This is a genomic window from Photobacterium sp., assembly GCF_057456235.1.
The window spans coordinates 18,587-36,574 of the sequence record NZ_JBVCPH010000015.1 but is presented as its reverse complement, the minus strand read 5'-3'; the positions used below and the strand labels follow the sequence as shown (position 1 = coordinate 36,574).

General features: G+C 48.2%; 17 protein-coding genes. All 17 read right to left on the bottom strand.

The genetic code is table 11. The annotated features are described in order from the left end of the window. Positions 1-26: 26 nt before the first annotated feature. Positions 27-1,070 (bottom strand): rod shape-determining protein MreB, encoded by a 1,044-nt coding sequence (gene mreB / locus AC2204_RS15955; protein ID WP_318926671.1) that lies wholly within the window; start codon positions 1,068-1,070, stop codon positions 27-29. Positions 1,071-1,184: 114 nt separating this feature from the next. Further along, entirely contained in the window at positions 1,185-4,685 is a 3,501-nt protein-coding gene (locus AC2204_RS15950; protein WP_318926765.1) for a DUF6701 domain-containing protein, read from the bottom strand. After that, positions 4,685-5,128 (bottom strand): MshP protein, encoded by a 444-nt coding sequence (locus AC2204_RS15945; RefSeq protein WP_318926670.1) that lies wholly within the window; start codon positions 5,126-5,128, stop codon positions 4,685-4,687. The genes AC2204_RS15950 and AC2204_RS15945 overlap by 1 nt, the downstream gene beginning before the upstream one ends. After that, on the bottom strand, positions 5,118-5,924 hold the full coding sequence (locus AC2204_RS15940) for a PilW family protein (protein ID WP_318926669.1): 807 nt from the start codon (positions 5,922-5,924) through the stop codon (positions 5,118-5,120). Before AC2204_RS15940 ends, AC2204_RS15945 begins: the two co-directional genes overlap by 11 nt. Next, positions 5,924-6,529, bottom strand: coding sequence for a type IV pilus modification PilV family protein (locus AC2204_RS15935; RefSeq protein WP_318926668.1), 606 nt, complete (start codon positions 6,527-6,529; stop codon positions 5,924-5,926). The genes AC2204_RS15940 and AC2204_RS15935 overlap by 1 nt, the downstream gene beginning before the upstream one ends. Continuing rightward, on the bottom strand, positions 6,526-7,029 hold the full coding sequence (locus AC2204_RS15930) for a prepilin-type N-terminal cleavage/methylation domain-containing protein (protein WP_318926667.1): 504 nt from the start codon (positions 7,027-7,029) through the stop codon (positions 6,526-6,528). Before AC2204_RS15930 ends, AC2204_RS15935 begins: the two co-directional genes overlap by 4 nt. Positions 7,030-7,124: 95 nt before the next feature. After that, positions 7,125-7,604 carry a prepilin-type N-terminal cleavage/methylation domain-containing protein gene (locus AC2204_RS15925; protein WP_318926666.1) on the bottom strand — a complete coding sequence of 160 codons (480 nt, stop codon included), beginning with the start codon at positions 7,602-7,604 and terminating at the stop codon, positions 7,125-7,127. Positions 7,605-7,617: 13 nt separating this feature from the next. Continuing rightward, on the bottom strand, positions 7,618-8,208 hold the full coding sequence (locus AC2204_RS15920) for a prepilin-type N-terminal cleavage/methylation domain-containing protein (RefSeq protein ID WP_318926665.1): 591 nt from the start codon (positions 8,206-8,208) through the stop codon (positions 7,618-7,620). Between the two features lie 19 nt (positions 8,209-8,227). Continuing rightward, entirely contained in the window at positions 8,228-8,719 is a 492-nt protein-coding gene (locus tag AC2204_RS15915) for a hypothetical protein (protein ID WP_318926664.1), read from the bottom strand. After that, positions 8,700-9,920, bottom strand: a complete 1,221-nt coding sequence (locus tag AC2204_RS15910; RefSeq protein WP_318926764.1) for a type II secretion system F family protein — start codon at positions 9,918-9,920, stop codon at positions 8,700-8,702. Before AC2204_RS15910 ends, AC2204_RS15915 begins: the two co-directional genes overlap by 20 nt. 10 nt (positions 9,921-9,930) lie before the next feature. Beyond that, positions 9,931-11,646: a GspE/PulE family protein gene (locus AC2204_RS15905; protein WP_318926663.1), complete on the bottom strand. Its 1,716-nt coding sequence runs from the start codon at positions 11,644-11,646 to the stop codon at positions 9,931-9,933. Between the two features lie 4 nt (positions 11,647-11,650). Continuing rightward, positions 11,651-12,877, bottom strand: a complete 1,227-nt coding sequence (locus tag AC2204_RS15900; protein ID WP_318926662.1) for a tetratricopeptide repeat protein — start codon at positions 12,875-12,877, stop codon at positions 11,651-11,653. A gap of 2 nt (positions 12,878-12,879) precedes the next feature. Beyond that, a complete protein-coding gene (locus AC2204_RS15895) occupies positions 12,880-13,737 on the bottom strand; it encodes an ExeA family protein (RefSeq protein ID WP_318926661.1) in 858 nt (285 codons plus the stop codon). 3 nt (positions 13,738-13,740) lie between these two features. Next, positions 13,741-15,396 carry a pilus (MSHA type) biogenesis protein MshL gene (gene mshL, locus AC2204_RS15890; protein ID WP_318926660.1) on the bottom strand — a complete coding sequence of 552 codons (1,656 nt, stop codon included), beginning with the start codon at positions 15,394-15,396 and terminating at the stop codon, positions 13,741-13,743. 15 nt (positions 15,397-15,411) lie between these two features. Beyond that, a complete protein-coding gene (locus AC2204_RS15885; RefSeq protein ID WP_318926659.1) occupies positions 15,412-15,738 on the bottom strand; it encodes an MSHA biogenesis protein MshK in 327 nt (108 codons plus the stop codon). Further along, positions 15,731-16,366 (bottom strand): MSHA biogenesis protein MshJ, encoded by a 636-nt coding sequence (locus AC2204_RS15880; protein ID WP_318926658.1) that lies wholly within the window; start codon positions 16,364-16,366, stop codon positions 15,731-15,733. Before AC2204_RS15880 ends, AC2204_RS15885 begins: the two co-directional genes overlap by 8 nt. Continuing rightward, on the bottom strand, positions 16,366-17,835 hold the full coding sequence (locus tag AC2204_RS15875; protein WP_318926657.1) for a PilN domain-containing protein: 1,470 nt from the start codon (positions 17,833-17,835) through the stop codon (positions 16,366-16,368). Before AC2204_RS15875 ends, AC2204_RS15880 begins: the two co-directional genes overlap by 1 nt. Between the last annotated feature and the right edge of the window lie 153 nt (positions 17,836-17,988).

Genomic DNA, 17,988 nt, shown 5'->3' with positions numbered 1-17,988 from the left:
TGTTTTGTCAATTGCCATGGCGGGCATTATTCCTCGCTGAAGAGGTCGCCACCATGCATATCAATCATTTCCAGAGCTTTACCGCCACCACGCGCAACGCATGTTAGCGGGTCTTCAGCTACCACAACCGGAATACCGGTTTCTTCGGTTAACAGACGGTCAAGATCACGCAATAGCGCACCACCGCCGGTTAGTACCATACCCCGCTCAGAGATGTCTGAGGCAAGTTCCGGCGGACACTGTTCAAGGGCAACCATCACCGCCGATACGATACCGGTCAGCGGCTCTTGCAATGCCTCTAAAATTTCGTTTGAGTTCAGGGTAAAGCTGCGTGGAACACCTTCAGCCAGGTTACGACCGCGCACTTCAATTTCACGGACTTCGTCGCCAGGATAAGCCGAACCGATTTCGTGCTTAATGCGCTCAGCGGTTGCCTCACCAATTAAGCTACCGTAGTTACGGCGCACATAATTGATAATGGCTTCATCAAAACGGTCACCGCCGATCCGAACAGAAGATGAGTACACCACACCATTGAGTGAGATAACGGCAACTTCAGTGGTACCACCACCGATATCGATCACCATTGAACCCGTCGCTTCAGATACCGGCATACCGGCACCGATAGCGGCAGCCATTGGCTCATCAATCAAATACACTTCACGCGCACCGGCACCTTGTGCCGATTCACGGATTGCACGGCGCTCTACCTGAGTAGAACCACATGGAACCGCCACCAGTACCCGCGGGCTAGGGCGTAAAATGCTGTTGTCGTGCACTTGCTTAATAAAGTGCTGAAGCATTTTTTCTGTCACATAGAAATCGGCAATCACCCCGTCTTTCATCGGGCGGATAGCGGCGATATTGCCCGGGGTACGACCCAGCATTTGCTTAGCCTCGTGACCGACGGCGGCGACACTTTTTGTGGTACCTGCGCGATCCTGGCGAATAGCAACGACGGAAGGTTCATCGAGAACGATGCCCTGACCTTTGACATAAATAAGGGTATTGGCGGTACCCAAGTCAATAGACAGGTCATTAGAAAACATGCCACGAAGTTTTTTAAACATAATCTTCGGCTAATCCTGCAAACTCAAAATTCTTTAAATTGCGCTAAATGTACCAAGGGGCAGGGATCGAGACAAGATAAGCTTTGTCAAACCTGCCACAGAACCACATTTTATTTAATTAAGCAGCTTATTCATGCCTTTTTCACCCCGATAGATGATCCGATCGTTGCCGCGGTAGACGCCGAAGGTAACGATCGCGGAGGGATCTTCATCGCCTTTATCGCGCCAGTTAAACCTCAGCCAAGGTTGGTTGGAATGGTTACCCACACATTTGATATCATTATCATCACTCTTAATCTTTACTGGGTGGGTGGATGTTAATCGTTGCCAGAAACGGATCTGCTCGCGGAAGGTTGCTAGCGGTTTACCATTCTGATGGTGAGGTCTTGCTAAGAAGTCACCAGAATCAGTATCACCGGCAGCTACATTTCCGTTACCTCTGGTATCAGCATTACTTGTCACTTTGTCATCAGAAGAGCCTATCTGTTGCTTGCAATAATTTGTACCACGAAACGCAGATAACGAATCATCAGCATTAATTTTCCAACCAGAACCATCCCAAAATTCAACCCTGAGTGGGATTGCAAGCGATTGTCCCACCGCTCCCGCGGTATCTTCCATCCGCATCCGACCATAGCGGAGCACTGGTGTCTTGCTAAATGGCGCCATCTCCGTTACGAGATCATTACCCGAAAAGGTTATTGTTTGTTGATTTTCATTGACAATGCGAACCGGATCGCCCCCTTTGCCTTCAAGCGCATAGAGCCCCCAGCTGCTATTTAGCTCATCAAAAGGACCATCCTCTATGGTTGTGGTATTCGAAAAATTTTTCCGTTCAAGCCGCCAGATACTGCTCTCTTGTTTCAAATCTGCTTCATCCCAGTTATTCCACTTAGTTTGCGGATATACACGGCTCGCAAAACTTTGATATGTTCCGCCGATCAACTGCACCGCATCTAAAGCCAGTGACGCTTGATAATATGAAGTAAATTTACCATAGTTTTCAGTCTCTTCGCCATTATTTGCTTTCGCTTCCACCTCAAAGCTAGCTTCAAAATCTTGGCCTAAATACGCAAATTCATCTTGGCCGCTGGGGTAGCTAAAGTCATCGCTATCCATGTCCTCTAACTCAAAATAATCAGGATAGAAACGCCCTATACTCCCGACACCTTGATCGATCTTCATTCCCAAATAATGGCTACCCGCTTGCAGCCGCAAACTACCGACTTCACTCCAGCTTAAATTGCTAAGGGTCAAACCGTGCATGGCGTCTTGTTGAGTCTTAAAACTATGCGTGCCATTGCCCTGAAGCACTCCTTTATCTCCACCAACTGGCGTATCCAACAGATAGGTGAGATTCAGCGGCGCAGAGATTACCTTATCGACAGAATAGTAATTAGGTGTCGTCGGCACCTTACACCAGGTATTTCCAGTCATACTATCTGACACTAGGTTAGGTAAGTCTTGCGTCCAAATAATAGGTTTAAAGGTAACACTGAATGTTTCGCCCGCCGCCGCAAAGCCATTTCCTGACGAAGATGTACCGGAGAAGTCTGTTTTACCGCCAGCCGATTGAATATCGCACAGCGCAAAAGTATATGGACGCGAATAAATAACCGCCTTGCCTTTCAGCCCTTTCCAATCCCTTTCACGATCGTCACAGTCCGTGCTGTCAGTCTCGCAGTCTTTCGGCTGCCACTTATCATCAGCCAGCTCGAAAGAAATTTCTCCTGCATCTTTGTAAGTAACGGGAAGAAGCGTTTTTCCCTGCGTAAACCGAAGACTTTTTACTATTGAAGCACCATCGGCAAGCGTTGAACCCTCAATATCTAGGCTCTTACTACCGGTTGTCGGCTGAACATAGTCCAGAGAGGTGATCTTTAATTTCTTCTCTTCACCCTCAGCCTTACCGTAATCTTCAATCACTTCACATTTTGCACCCGTATCTGCCACCGCTTCTATCAACAGCGTTTCAGTTTTTCCGGCAACTGTTTTAGCGGGATCGCCACCATTAACCCGAAAACCATACGGCGCAAACCGATAGGGCCCGGCATTATCACTCAAATCACCGGTCGTACCTTCGACCGAAATTTCGCCAGCAGTCTTGCTCTGCAGCCATAACTTCCGCTGCCCACCGGGCAAGGAGGTCGTTATGTTTTCCTTGCTGCACTCTGCTGCATATTCTGTCAGCGCCCAGCAACTGTTCATCGGATTGGCCGATGTCACTGACGCGTTCAGTGTTCCGGAATAATCGGTATCGAGATCCCCGTTTTCTTTGCGTACGGAGAACGTCACCGGCATCCGCTCGCAGGTCAGGCCAAATGCACTTTTCGGGGTGATCTTCAGAGTGTTCTTCGGTTGTGGATTAAAACATTGACTATCGCCTGTAATTTTAGCGCTATTTGACATATTCAAATAACTCGCGGTCACGGCTCCGGTAACATGAACGGAATTAGATAAATTCACTTTACCTTCAGAGTAAATCAACCCTTTGAATTCATCTTTATTAGCGAAGTTAATTTGACAGCCCGAGTATCCAGGTAATGACAATGGACAATCCGGAAATGGACCATCACTACTGTCAAGCGCATACGGGTCGTAACCTAGAATCACTAAATCATCTGGGGTGCCATTATTATTAAAAGTCGAATTTTGAGATAGCTCTAGCTTTTTCACATGAATCACGACCGGTCCGTTAATATTAATCGTAGACTTGTTAACCTCTAGATAGTTAAAGTAATAGTGGCCTGGGTTAAAGGTAACAGTAGAGTTATCTAGGTACATATGATCATACTGGACAGGATCTAATGTCTTCGTTTCTTTCCATATTGTCTCTGTACCTGTCACCGTATACTCACTAAGATTCATGCGATTAACTTGCAAATCAGGATTATTAACGCAACTCTGCCCATCACAATTACTTGAATTATTAGACTCAAAATTTTCAAAACCAACCTGTCTTTTTCCATCTATCAAATAAGCATTATTAATTTGGCTGGAATTCGACATCGTTATTTTATTATTTGGATTTCCGACCCACCCTTGGGCTGGTGACGGGAACAATTCGCAATAATCGAGTTCAGGTTTAAGTTTAGGTTCAGGTAATGGCAAACTACCACAGTTACCCTCAGCCAAACAGGTTTCAGAAATATTATCGCCGATGACTCTCACTCTTATATAAGGGTTCTTTTTATTTGCACCGACTGTCTTTCTAATATCGATATATTCTGATTTAACATAAACACCATCAACACTATATTGCAACCATCCTCGAATATTATTTGATTTATAGGAATCATTGTTAACAAATTTAATTTTAAATTGATGTTCATGTCCATCATTAAGATATTTAGTCTCATATATACTTGGAATATAACCTGAAATTCGATAATCATCTGTCCATAATGGATGTAAATATCCATTATGTTCAATTCTTACTCGATTACCTCCATCTGACTTAACATTCAGCGTAATGCAAAATCCATTTTTCGCATTCACCCATGAGCCATTACTTAAGCATTGATTCGCTTGAACACTATTACTCAGAAATAAAGCCAGACAAAAAATAAAGGCTAAAGAATATTTTTTGATTTTATTTATCAAAATAAAGAACATCACAACAACTCCTTCGCCCACGATTCCTGCACTCGGGTTACTTCAACTTGGCTTTTAGCCGCACATGTTGCGCTGCTTTCCAAATAAAATTGTCTTATTGTTGACCCTGCGTGCGAGACAGAAATATCAGTACAGTTCACAATCGCGGTGCAGCCATAACTATTTGCAGGTTTAAACTTATACTCATCGACACAAGCTGTTGGTTTAGCTGAGCTTTGTCCGATAGGAAATAACCGACTAAGCATCACTTCATTACCCGAATGAGCGGTAAACCACGCTCGGGTGCCCAATACTTCTTTGGTGGTGATATCCTGGCTTGACCAGCCTATACGGGTCATTGCAGCCGCCATCACTGACATCACTACAATCACAAAAATAGAAACCATTAATGCACTGCCTTGTTGCTTTTTATATGGTGGATTATAAGACCGTTTATAATACATTAATCACCTGCACACTGTGGTTATAACTGGAAGCTTTACCGCTGATCGGATCTTCAAAGCGCAATGTCAAATGCACTACGCTATTACTATTTAATCCGACACCATTTACATCGAAATTAACGCTATCTATTTTATCCGAGAGCATGACTGGATTTTCATCATTAACCCGACGATATAGTTGTTTTATATCTGCCTTAACTTCAAAACAAAAAGAGACTTTATTTTTATACAGGTATAAACGTTTGGCAGGAGACTGCGTTTTAAGCTCCCCTTTATAGTTGACTCTATATATCCCTTTATCGCCAACTACTGTTGATTGTGTGGCATATCCCTTAACAGAAACTAAAGGGAGCGTCTTATACTTACCACTGTATTGTTTTTGTGATGCATAACCCATGGCTATTCCAAAACCATCAACTTTATTCTTATCTGATGTCCATAAGTCCAGTTCATCCTCATCTGGAAATGGCACAAAAGTGAATGAAGAATCCTTACCAAATGGCTTATCTAAATAAAACGCCGACAGGTAAACAGGGTAAAAAGAAAGGCATTGATGACCATCAATCACCTCTTCAAACACACTATTGGGTGCAGCATGGCGAATTTCACGGCTGATCCTTTCCATCACAAAACGCGCTTCAGATTGCAGTCTTTCCCGGTCGACAGTACTGACATAACCATCCACGCCAAATTGCAAGAAACTGCCGACGCCCACAGAGATGATCCCTAAAATGACCAACGCCATGATCATTTCAATCAGGGTAAAACCTCGACTGCTTCTACGGCTACTATGCATCAGTAGTTACTCCTGTAAGCAATAAACTCATAGTCGCCATAGCGAGTGGTGCGGACATGGACAGAAATACGCTTATGATCGGTCACCGTCTCAGCATCTGTTCCGGTAAACCCCTCATCATAGAAGGCATTAATTTCTGCCCAGATATTCGAATAATCATCGCCGGGAATAAAATCCGATAACTCACCAATTCGATCAAACTTACTATTATTACACTGCGCTACTGTTCCCCAGCAGCCTTTAAAATCATCAATGTCATTTGCCAAGGCAACATTAAGCAATGTCCCTGTCAACTCGCTCTCTTCAGGGCCTAATTTATTACTAGTTGTACAATCGTTCGCACCTGTCTCGCCACAACGAATCACGCTATCACCATTAGGATCTGATTCTTCATCAAACTTGCGGGATAGGATTTCATTGAGCATGGCATGGCCAATTGCAGCTGAGCGGGCCTGATAATGCGGAATGGCAGAGCGTTCAACCTGGGGAAATAAAAAGCTGGTCAGGGTAACCATCGCTATACCCATGATCACGATGGCAATAATGCCTTCAATCAGGGTGAAGCCTTTACTCTTTATTATCGGCTTAATAGTTACGGGCTTCATGCACAATCACCTTCGTGGATAAAGCCTTCGCTGTTGATACACAGGCTGGCGGTTTCCCCATTGCGGGAGCGAACCGTTACCTTGCACCCTGAACTGGTGGTGCAAATCCGCTTGCCGTCCGCATCAACCGGACGGCCGAGCAAGTTGAAATAGATATCAATCACCGGGGTGGCAAAGGTGACTTCCGCCTGCTTACCCCGCAGCACGTCGCTGAACAGGTCATCGTTACTGCTGCAGGCTGCCGGGCGGCCAAATCGGCTGTTTTCCTCATCAGAGACATTGGTAACCACCAGACGCTGGCAGGCATTGAGGGTGCCATCAGTTTGCATCGCGATGATCTGAATTTGGCGGGCAATGGATATCGCCTGATCGCGGGCGATATGGGCGGTAAAACTACTTTTACCCATCAGCCGGCTGGTAGCGGTGACACCAAGGATCCCGAGAAGAATAATAACAACAATAAGCTCAACCAATGTAAAGCCTTGCTGGCGGTTTTGCATTGCCTACTCCACTGGTAAAACTAGAACTATTTTCTGAATGCTCTCGCTCAGAGCATTCAGAAAATAGTGCCTAAAAAAGGCACTATTCAGTATTTTTAGCTTTTATCGCAACCTGTACCGAAGGTAACGGTTGTTTTAGCCGCAGATGTCGCAGCCGTTCCTGTTGCCTGCTCGTATTTCACAATACAAGTTGTTGCTCCAGTCGTTGTTCCTTTAAAGCTGTAAGTAATTGATGAGTTGGCCGCTGAAGCAACCACATCCCAATCAGTACTCAGACCAATAACAGCAGCCCCAATACCACTTTCTGTTGCAGTCGGATAACCAAAGCTAGTATCAACCCCATCAACATCTACAGCTGTACCACTACCGTCTTTTGATTCTTTACCTTCAATAGCTGCTTTACCGTAAACAATACCTGCACCACCATCAATCGCGCCTTTCAGACCTTGCAGCGACGCACTACGCGCATCATCCTGCAGGTTCAAAAACTTCGGTGCCGCGGTTACCGCCAGAATACCCAGAATCACAATCACAACCACTAACTCTATCAGCGTAAAACCGCCTTGACGTTTCATAACTCTCTCCAGATTATTTTAAATTCACTTCAACTCGACCAAGGGCCGGTGTATAGGTAAATGAATGGCCGGCTTCAACATCCGTTGACCCCGCGCCGTTGGTACCGGCCGAAGCCAGTTGGTAGTAACGGCAAAGCTTGCTGGTGTCACCACCTTCTGCTTTAACGTAAAAAAGGAAATTCCCCTTGGCAGCATCCGCCGGTGAGACAGTTGCCTGCGGCGGGTTTTGCAACAAGTTGTCAATCAATGCCAGGCAATCACTCGCCGTCACACTGCTAACATCACTGGTGCTGCTTGTTTCTAATGCAAACGGATAACCGTCACGCACCGTGTTGTCATCCGTCGCTCTGGTTAACGCAAAGTCGGTACCATCGTAATTAACTTTATAATCACCATTGGTATCGACCGGGCGACCGTACGCTTCCCACTGGGCACGGGCTGATAAAGCCGCCGTGGCATAACCACCGGCAACCCCTTCAATCGAGGCTTTTTTCGCTTCATCGGTGATCTGGAGAAAACGCGGTAATGCCGCCGCCGCTAAAAGGCCGACAACAATAATCACGATAACCAGCTCTACCAGGGAAAAACCGCTTTGCTTTTTCATTGACAAACTGCTCATTTAGTCAAAATGACGACACTTGGTTCGTCAAAAACCCGTTAATGCGTATTGTCTCATTTTCATATAATAATTCCAGCCACTTACCATCACTTATTTGATAAAAACAGGAATTATAAGACCCTGACTTCAAACTTTTTTTATCAACCAATTGAATATATGACGTAGCTTGATCATCGTTTGATAACAGTACCCACATTTGTTCACAATTAATGTGGCCGCCATGGTTCACTATCGGCCAGCCAAGAGCCGTAAAACCAAACATCACCCCATTATTCTCAGCCACTTGCGGTTTATCATTGAGTTCCCATAACTGGCGCAGACTAGAAGCCCTTTCATAAAAGCTTCTGACCGTCACCTTTAACATCGTTTGCTCCGCTTTATCACTCACCCGAGACCATTGCGTCAGCAGGGTGGTGATCAGTACCAGAATGACCGCAAACCAGATAAATCCGTTAAATCTTGCTCTTTGCAGCCGATCAAACGCCTCTTGCAACATCGAGCATGCCCCACATCGGCAAGAAAATACCCAGGGCCAAAATCAGTACCATCACCGCTACCACCAGCAGCAAGAGCGGTTCGATTCTCGCCGTCAGGGTTTTCAGATCGTAATCCACTTCCCGATCGTAAAAATCCGAGACTTCAAGCAGCAACTCGTCCACCTGGCCGGTTTCTTCACCGACCGCGATCATCTGTAAAACCAGCGGGGTAAAGACCCCTGACTGAGTGGCCGTACTGGCAATGCTGTTACCGCTTTCAATACCATTTTTCATTTCAATCAGGCGGTTTTCTAAAAAGCGATTACCCAGTGCTTCCGCGGCCATCTGAATCGCCTGGTTGAGCGGCACGCCGGCACGAAGCATCAACGAGAAGGTACGGGAAAAACGTGACATCTGGGCCCGGTTAACAATATTCCCGATAACAGGCACCTTCAGCCGCCAGCTGTCCCACTTTTCTTGCCCGGCAGGTGTACCACGCCAGATCTTCACGCCTAACCAGGATGCAATGCCAGCCCCTAGCATGAGCGGCCAGTAGCCGACGAATAAGTTCGATGTACCAATTAAGATCCGGGTCGGCAACGGTAAGTCCACCCCGAAACGGGCAAACATCGAGGCAAACTGCGGGATCACCTTGATGTTTAAGACCACCATTGCCAGCATAATGGCCGACAGAACAAAAACCGGATAACGCATCGCTGATTTGATCCGGCGCCGGGTTTCCATCTCCTGCTCAAAATAATTGGCGAGCTGTAACAGTGACTCATCGAGTCGACCGGTATTCTCACCGACATGGATCATCGACACGAACAGATCAGAGAATACCCTCGGATGCTGCTTCATCGCCGCAGATAGCGAGCGGCCATTGGTCAGCTCGGCGGTGACGGTTTCTATTGTTCTCTGCAACAGCGGGTGGCCGGCACTTTGCCCCAGGCCATTGATTGCCCGCAACAGCGGTACACCGGCTTTGGTCAGGCTGTAGAGCTGACGGCAAAAAATCACCAGTACTTCCAGCGGAATATGGCTTTGAAATAACGATTTAAAATCAAAGCCATTACCTTTCGCTGAGCCCTGGCGGATCTCAAGCGGGATCACCCCCTGACGCATCAGCAGATCGGCGGCGGCCTCTTGACTGGCTGCCTCTACCTGCCCTTTTTGCATCTGGCCCTGATTGCCGCGGCCGCGGTAATTAAAAACTGGCATCATTCACGTCCTAGCCCAGTATGCCGTCATTAAGGTCGCCCTCACTCAGCAGTACCACTTCATCTAAGCTGGTTCGGCCAGCCAGTGCCAGCTCCATGGCTGACATCACCAGCGGTTTGTAACCTTTGGCTTCGCGGGCGATCTGACTGAATAACACCGCATTATTGCCACGCAGGGCATCCATCATCGGCTGATCCATTTCCAGCAGCTCAAATACCCCGATCCGGCCTTTGTAACCGGTAAAATTACAGGTTTGACAGCCCCGGCCGCGACGGAATTTCCGATGCTGATGTTGTGGAAAACGCGCTTTCAGCCACTGCATGGTCTGCTCATCCAATTCATAGTTTTCACCGCAATCAGGGCAGACACGCCTGACCAGACGCTGTGCCAGCACGGCACGTACGGCACTGGCGACCAGGTAGCCCGGCGCTTCCATGTCCATCATCCGCAAGGCACTGTCAATGGCATTGTTGGTGTGCAGCGTTGACAGCACCAGATGACCGGTTAATGCCGAACGCAAACCGATTTCCACGGTTTCCTGATCGCGCATCTCCCCCACCAGAATAATGTCAGGATCCTGACGCAGGAAAGTGCGTAATATTGAAGAAAACGTCAGGCCGATTTTGCTGTTCACCTGAACCTGATTTACCCGGGGCAATCGGTATTCCACCGGATCTTCCGCCGTAATCAGTTTTTTCCCCGGCTTATTGAGCTCACTCAGTGCTCCGTACAAGGTGGTGGTTTTACCTGACCCCGTCGGGCCGGTAACCAGGATCATCCCATGCGGGCGTTTTAACTGGCGACGGAAACGCTGCACGATCTCTGACGGCATGCCGACCTCGTCAAGACTGAGGATCCCTGCAGACTGATCGAGCAAACGCATAACAACGGATTCACCGTGCTGCACCGGCATCGTCGAGACACGCACATCAACCGAATGACCGCGGACTTTGACGTTGAAGCGACCGTCTTGCGGCAAGCGTTTTTCAGAAATATCCAACCCGCTCATCAGCTTAAGACGCAATACCAACGCTGATGCAACACTTGATTCATTCAACAGGGTTTCATGCAATACGCCATCGATACGCTGGCGGATCCGCAATACATCTTCATCCGGCTCGATGTGGATATCTGACGCTCCCACCTGAATCGCATCTTCAAACAGTGAGTTGATCAGTTTTACAACGGTGACTTCGTCGTTATCGCTGTCATCCATACCAAAAGAAAACGCGGAATCGGTTCGGTGCTCCGCGTGCAGCTGCTCGGCAAAAGAGGCGATCTCTTTGGTACGGCGGTAATAACGGTCAAATGACGCAATTAACTGACGTTCAGGGGCTACTACCAGCTCAACCCGGTACCCGCCCAGTTGATTGAACAGTGCTTCCTGAGCCGCCAGATCGGCAGGATCACTCATCGCGACACGCACCGTATCACCATGCCGGCTGATCACTAAGGCCCGTAAGCGCCGCGCATGCACTTCAGACAGCAAAGCGACCGCGTCGGTATCGACCGAGGCGCGGGTCAGATCAACCAGCGGAATATCTAACTGGCGGGATAAGAATGACAGCATCTGCTGTTCGGTTAAGAACCCCATGCTGATCAGGGTATCACCAAGCTTGCGCCCGACAGTCCGCTGCTGGGCCAGCGCCTGATCTAATTGTTCCTGAGCAACAATCCCTTCTTCAACCAGCAGATCACCAAGACGCTTTCTTAATTTTATTTGCATGGTCTCAGCCCCCCTGAGCCGCCAGCACCGACAGGCGCTGCTGGATAAACTGTTGTGATTGTTGTGAAACTCGTCCCATTAACAATGCCTGCTGGTACGCATTTTTTGCTTTATCGGGACGGCTGCTGCGCTCTAATGCGATACCTAACCCCATCCACCAACGCCCGTCATAAGGCTCGGTTTTGACCAGTTTTTGGTAGCTGTCGAGAGCCAGAGCATGGTTGTTTAATTGCTGCGCTAAAGCACCGCGGATGGCCAGATAACCCTTGTGATCTTGCTCTGGCTCGCGAGTTAACACATTCAATGCCGCCTGCTGCTGAGATTCATTCACCAGCAATTTGGCTAAAGTCAGCCGAAGATCTGGCTGATCGCCCTCCCGTGACAGCCCCTGCTGCAATACCGCAATCGCCTCGCGGGTATCCCCCCTGCCATAATAAAGCGCCGATAACTTCTGCCGGACAGTAATCCAGTCCGGCTGGTATTTCAGTGCCGATTCGAGATAATTGATGGCTTTTTTACTGTCACCTTCTCTGAATACTTTCATGGCTTTACGGTATTCAATATCAGCCAGCTGTTTGCCATTCAGCTCTACGGTTTCAATACTCAGCCCATCATTGACTTTCTGCAATTCCGGCTCAGCTTCTGGTTGTGTCTGTGTCTGCACTGGCGCAACAACGTCAGCTTGTGAGGTGCTTGCAACTTTCACTCGCTTAGGTCGAGGCTCGACGCTAGTGGTTTCTTGCGGCTGAGATGCCTGAGGTTTGATCTCTTTTCTCGGTTCGGACTTAGGCTTTGTTTCTGGCTTCATGTCCACAATTACCGGGGCAGAAACCGGTTTAACCATATCTTTAGCTTCGGTTTTGACGACGCTGAGCGGTTTAACATCAAGTGCAACCGCTTCTTGTTCTGCCGATACAAAAGAGGTTGCTGCACTCTGCTCAGGGATTCGGTCTGTCGGGCTATCCGCTTTCACAATATCCGCTTTCACAACAGGCATGACTGCAGATTTGGTAGCTTGAACATCCGGCATCGGCTCTGAATGATTTTGCTGTCCCAGCCACCAGCCAATACCGCCGGCCAAAGCGGTAACGCACAGGCCTGCCAGCGCCCATAACGGCCAGGTTGTTTTCGGAACCGGATTTATTTTTGCCGCCACTAACGGCTCTTTGGCATGGGTTGCAGTTGCTTTGTGCTGGGCCAGCTCATTGAGCCTCTTATTAATTTCGCTCATGCCTAATGCCATCCCCATAATACGGGATAAGTGCATGTCGGCTGACGTGCCCCTAGTGTGTCTTTAATCGCCATCAGTAATTCTGTCCGACCAACCATTCGATTGTTGCTGCTATATGTTGCGATTAATGCCTTATGACAAAGCTGATTTATCACTCTTGGAATACCCTGACTGGATTTCCATAAGGCGCGATATTGCGTCAGAGTGAACAGTCGTGTGTCACAACCCACCCGACCCAATCTATGTTCGATGTATGAAATGGTTTCTGCGAGATCCAGAGAGCGCAAATCGGCCCTGAACGTAATACGCTGGCGAAACTGCCTTAAGTGATGCTGAGATAACCGGTTATCCAGCTCGGGCTGACCGAACAGGACAATATGCAATAACTTCTCCTGCTCGGTTTCGAGGTTGCCGAGCAAGCGGATCACCTCCAGCGCATCATCCGGCAGCGCCTGCGCCTCATCCAGTAATACCACAACCGATTGACCCTGTGCCTTTCGCCGGATCAATTCATGATGAATGCGTTCTGTCAGGGCGGTGCTATCCGTTAAATCCAGCTCTCCTTCCCGGCTTAAATTAAGCTCTTTGGCCAGCGCCGTACGCAGCTCATGACCATCCATTGCCGGGGTCGGCAAATAAGCCAGATCAAACCGTTCCGGCAATCGATTTATCAACATCCGGCAAACCAGTGTTTTGCCGGTGCCAACTTCACCGGAAATCTGAATAATCCCCTCTCCCATTTCCAGGGCCGCCAGCACCGTCTGAATCGCCTCTAAGTGCGGAGGCAATGCATGGAAAAGGGCCGTATTCGGGGTCAGGGTAAAAGGTGCCTGACAAAAGCCAAAGTGAGACTGATACATGGTTTAGCCTTCTTCAGGGAACCATTCCGTGACCAATGCCCGTGAACGTTCGATCTCTTTCTGCCAGGTCTGATCGCTCACCACCGTAGGCTTAATCAAGATCACCAGCTCAGTTTTAGAATGGATCTTGTTAACGTTACGGAACAGATGGCCCAACCCCGGAATATCGCCCAGCAGAGGGACTTTTGATACCTGATCATTGACTGCAGACTTCATCAAACCGCCAATCACCACCACATCACCGCTGCGGGCATGGATCACAGAATCAGACTCGCGGATCGCGCTTTTCGCTAAAGGTAACTTGTAGACACCAAATGCGGTACCCAGATCGATTTCCTTGGTTTCATTGACCACATCCACCACCGTAGGATGGACATGTAACAGCACTCCGCCCTCATCATCAATCTGCGGGGTAACATCCAGAGAGATCCCGGAGAAAAACGGGGTCAGTTCAACTTCCGGGGCTGCCGTGCCACCGTCACTGTTCACTTCACCTGAATCAATCGAGGTTACAAAATATTCATCGCCACCGACTTTAATCACCGCTTTCTGGTTATTTGCCGCCGTCACCCGCGGGCTGGACAAGACATTCAAATCGCCCTGGGTTTCCAGGAAGCTCAGGACGGCGGCAAAGTTGCCATCACTGATAGTGACATTTGTCTGGCCGCCAAGGAGACTGGAAATCGCACCGCCACCCGGTAATGATTGGATCGGGCTGGTCGTTGGGCGACCGAATATAATATCGGTACCGCCGATGCTCTTGGTGATATTGCTCCAGTTGATCCCTTGCTGGTAACTGTCACTCAAGGTGACTTCCATAATTTTGGCTTCCAGCACTACCTGACGCTTCAGACGCTTTTCCGATACTCCGATGAACGCCTTCACTTCCCGTAACTCATTGGGAAAAGCACGCACCGAGATCAGGCTGGCCTGTGGCGATACGACAATACTTCGCCCCTGACCAGAACCAATCATTGCCTGAACCGCTTTCTCAAGTTGCTGCCAGAAGTCACTGTTTGAAATGGTCTCAATCGAGGTTCCGCCAGTTGCCGTACTGCTCTTCTCTGAATTCGAGTTTGAATTTGAATTGCTGTCGGCACTGCTGCTGGTCGAATTCGATGAACCGGAGTCGTTGCTGGTGATCGAACCTGTCGTAATTGATGTTAATGACACACCACGTCGCTGAAGCTGCAGGTAATCAACCGGGATCACTTCTGTCCGTAACGTTGCCGGGAAGATCTGAATAATGTTGCCCTTACGGCTGGTGTTATAGCCATACATATCAGACACCACGTCCAGCACCTCATCGAGAGTGACATCGCGCAGAGTCAAAGATATACGCCCCTTCACGTCAGGGTGGATCACCATATTAAAGGGGGAGCCTTTAACCAGGCTGCCAAAGAAAGCCCGCGCATCAACATTGCGCGCACTGACCCGGAAACGTTTTTCAAGCGCCGTCGACGACATGAAGTCATTACCAGCCAGGCTCGGCATCAAATCAGCATTTACCGCCGGTGGTAAGTCAGCCAACGGGCGACTATTGGCTTCGTTGGCGGCAACGTTCAACGCCTCTTTCACCTCAACCGGATCCCGATGGCCCATGTTGGTTGAGCAGCCTGTTAACGAGGCCAAAATAATTCCTAACACTAATCCACGCATGCTAACCACTGACCTTTAATTCGTTTTTATATTTTCGGCAAACAACTCTATGCGCCACTGCTTGCCTCCGCGTGTCACGGTGACATGATCATTTTCGATATCACTAAGGATATAACCACTTACTCGCCCGCCCAGCCCGATAGCGACATCATTCATAATCACCGTGCAGTCAGTTTCTTCTGCACAAATAATGCTTTGCAGATCCGGTAAACGAGTACGATGTGATGCCTGCTTTTTAGCCGGAGCCTGCCAACCTAGTGGCGCCGTTGGATCCTGGCTGGCGTGAGCAGTACTCACCAACATCGCCATTAACGCCGCTGCAAAAATACCTGACTTACCCACCGATGAAATCCTTACTTTCGCCTAAGGTATAAACCTCTAATTGGATACTGGCAAAGGGGTACTTATCCACCTGATAATTAAAACTTTGCCAGTAATACTTCACCGGTAGTGCTTCCAGTTGCCGGAGGTAATTCACCACATCAAAATAACGTCCTCGCAGAGTTAAACGTACTGGGTGAATAAAATACCCTTCGTCATCCCCGCTGATCAGCTGTACCGGTGGTTGTGACGCCAAGGCCATCAGTTGTAAACGCTCTGAGCGGCGTAAGACTTCTTCCATCAACCCAGACATCTGCACCGGTGTGACCAGGCTGGCAACCCGATCCCGCAATTGCTCATCCAGTGTCTGATTTTGCTGCTTCAGAGCGGCAATTTTGCTCTCAACCTCATTATTGGGATCGCTTTTTAATTTTCGCTCGATCAACGTAATCTGATTGTTACTGGCGGTTAATTCGCTGGCAACTGAGACAATCTGCCGTTTTGCCGAGAGCACATCCTTCATTTGCGGTTCAACAAACAGCACAAAACCAACAAACAGCAAGGCGACCCAGCCCGAGAGCAGTATCAGCATTTTTTCACGGTGTGTCAGAAGATCAAAACGGTCGCTCAACGGTTGCCAACCATGCATTATTTCGTCTCCTTTTGTGCCGTCCGATCGGCAATTAATCGAAACGTGACAATGTTTTGCTTATTCCGGCCGAGTGACATCAGCTGAAAACGACGTTCAACCAAAGACGGATAATCTTTGAAAGCGCGAAGCCAGCTTGGTACCGCATCAGGGTTCCTTGCCAGCCCCTCCAAGTCAAGCGCCTTGCCTGCAGCGTGGATCCGGTTCACTGAAATATCACTACTTGCCGCATCAGAAAGCTGCTGCAACATACTGGCATAACCAACTTTCAGGCTGTCATCATGCCTATCGATGGCTTTCAATGTTGCCTGTTTGGCGGCCAGATCCTGCTCTAAGGTGCCCGCTAATTCAACTTTCAACGGACTTGGAACATGCTTGGCCAAAACCGCTTTAGCGCGATCCAACTCGGCACGCTTGTCTGATAGCCGCGCTTGCTCTGCCGATAGCTTTTCTTGCTCTACATAGTTCTGCCAGCTATACCATCCCGCCACTGTTGCCATCAGTACAATGGCAACTCCCCAACCCATGACCACATTTTGCAAGCTTAAGTACTGTCTTTGCGGCTTCAGGCTGTCAGAATAAAAATTAATCCCGCTATCACCAAACTCACCTAATGCAGCCCAGGCAATACGAGCCCCGTTACTCTCCAGTACCGGATGAGCGGGGGTAACAGCACTGACGGACACACTCAAACGCAGGCTCAGTTCCTGGGCCAGCACGGCATCTTGTTCACCATCACAAGAAACAACAAGCTGAGTGATCGGGTTATCACGAAGCTGGGCACTGAGGAAGTCTAAAGAACGTTGTAATTCAAGGGCCAGACTATCAAGCTGAAGTGGATTACCTTCCCCTTCAATTAACGGCACGCTAAAGCCACGTAGCTGACGCTGAAAACACATGGATTGCTGTTTAAAGGCTGTCAGCTGTAACCCGGCATGATGACGGCGGTGTAAAATCAACTGGCTCAATGAGGAGGAGGTAAATTGTCCCCACACGACTTCTTCGGCAGATACCGATACCAGTTCGCAACCCACATCGGCACAGCACCGAATCAATTGCTCCACTTGCTTGCGATTAGTCACAAACACCTGCAAGCGATCTTTTAATGGTGCAGGAAAACCATCGGCAACCAATTCCATTGGCGACTCGTTGACTAAATCTTTCACCAAAAAAGGCAGTGCCGTCGGTAATTCTTCCCGTGTGACTTCGGGCTTTTCGATTAGCAGACTTTGATATAAACCATGCCCCAGCACCAACTTTATTTGGCTACCGGATAAATGGTGCTGTTCAATCAGGGTCTTAATACTTTCGGCCCATTGAGCAACGCTAGAAATATCAACACTGTCCGTCATCCATTTCTGCTCTGATTCATACACAAGCGTGATGGAATCAGTAAAAACTGCAATACTGACGACTTTATTGTGACTTTTCTTTTTTAAATATTTATTTAACAGTGTGATAGGCTTCATGAATATCCAACGCAGCTGACTGAATATGTATTAACATTAGGGTGACAACGTCAAATAATTAACCGATGTCAATTATTTGACCATGTTACCTGAGTATTGGACCAATAAACATTATTCAATTAATTAAATTTTGTCTTGGAACGTAAAATTCAC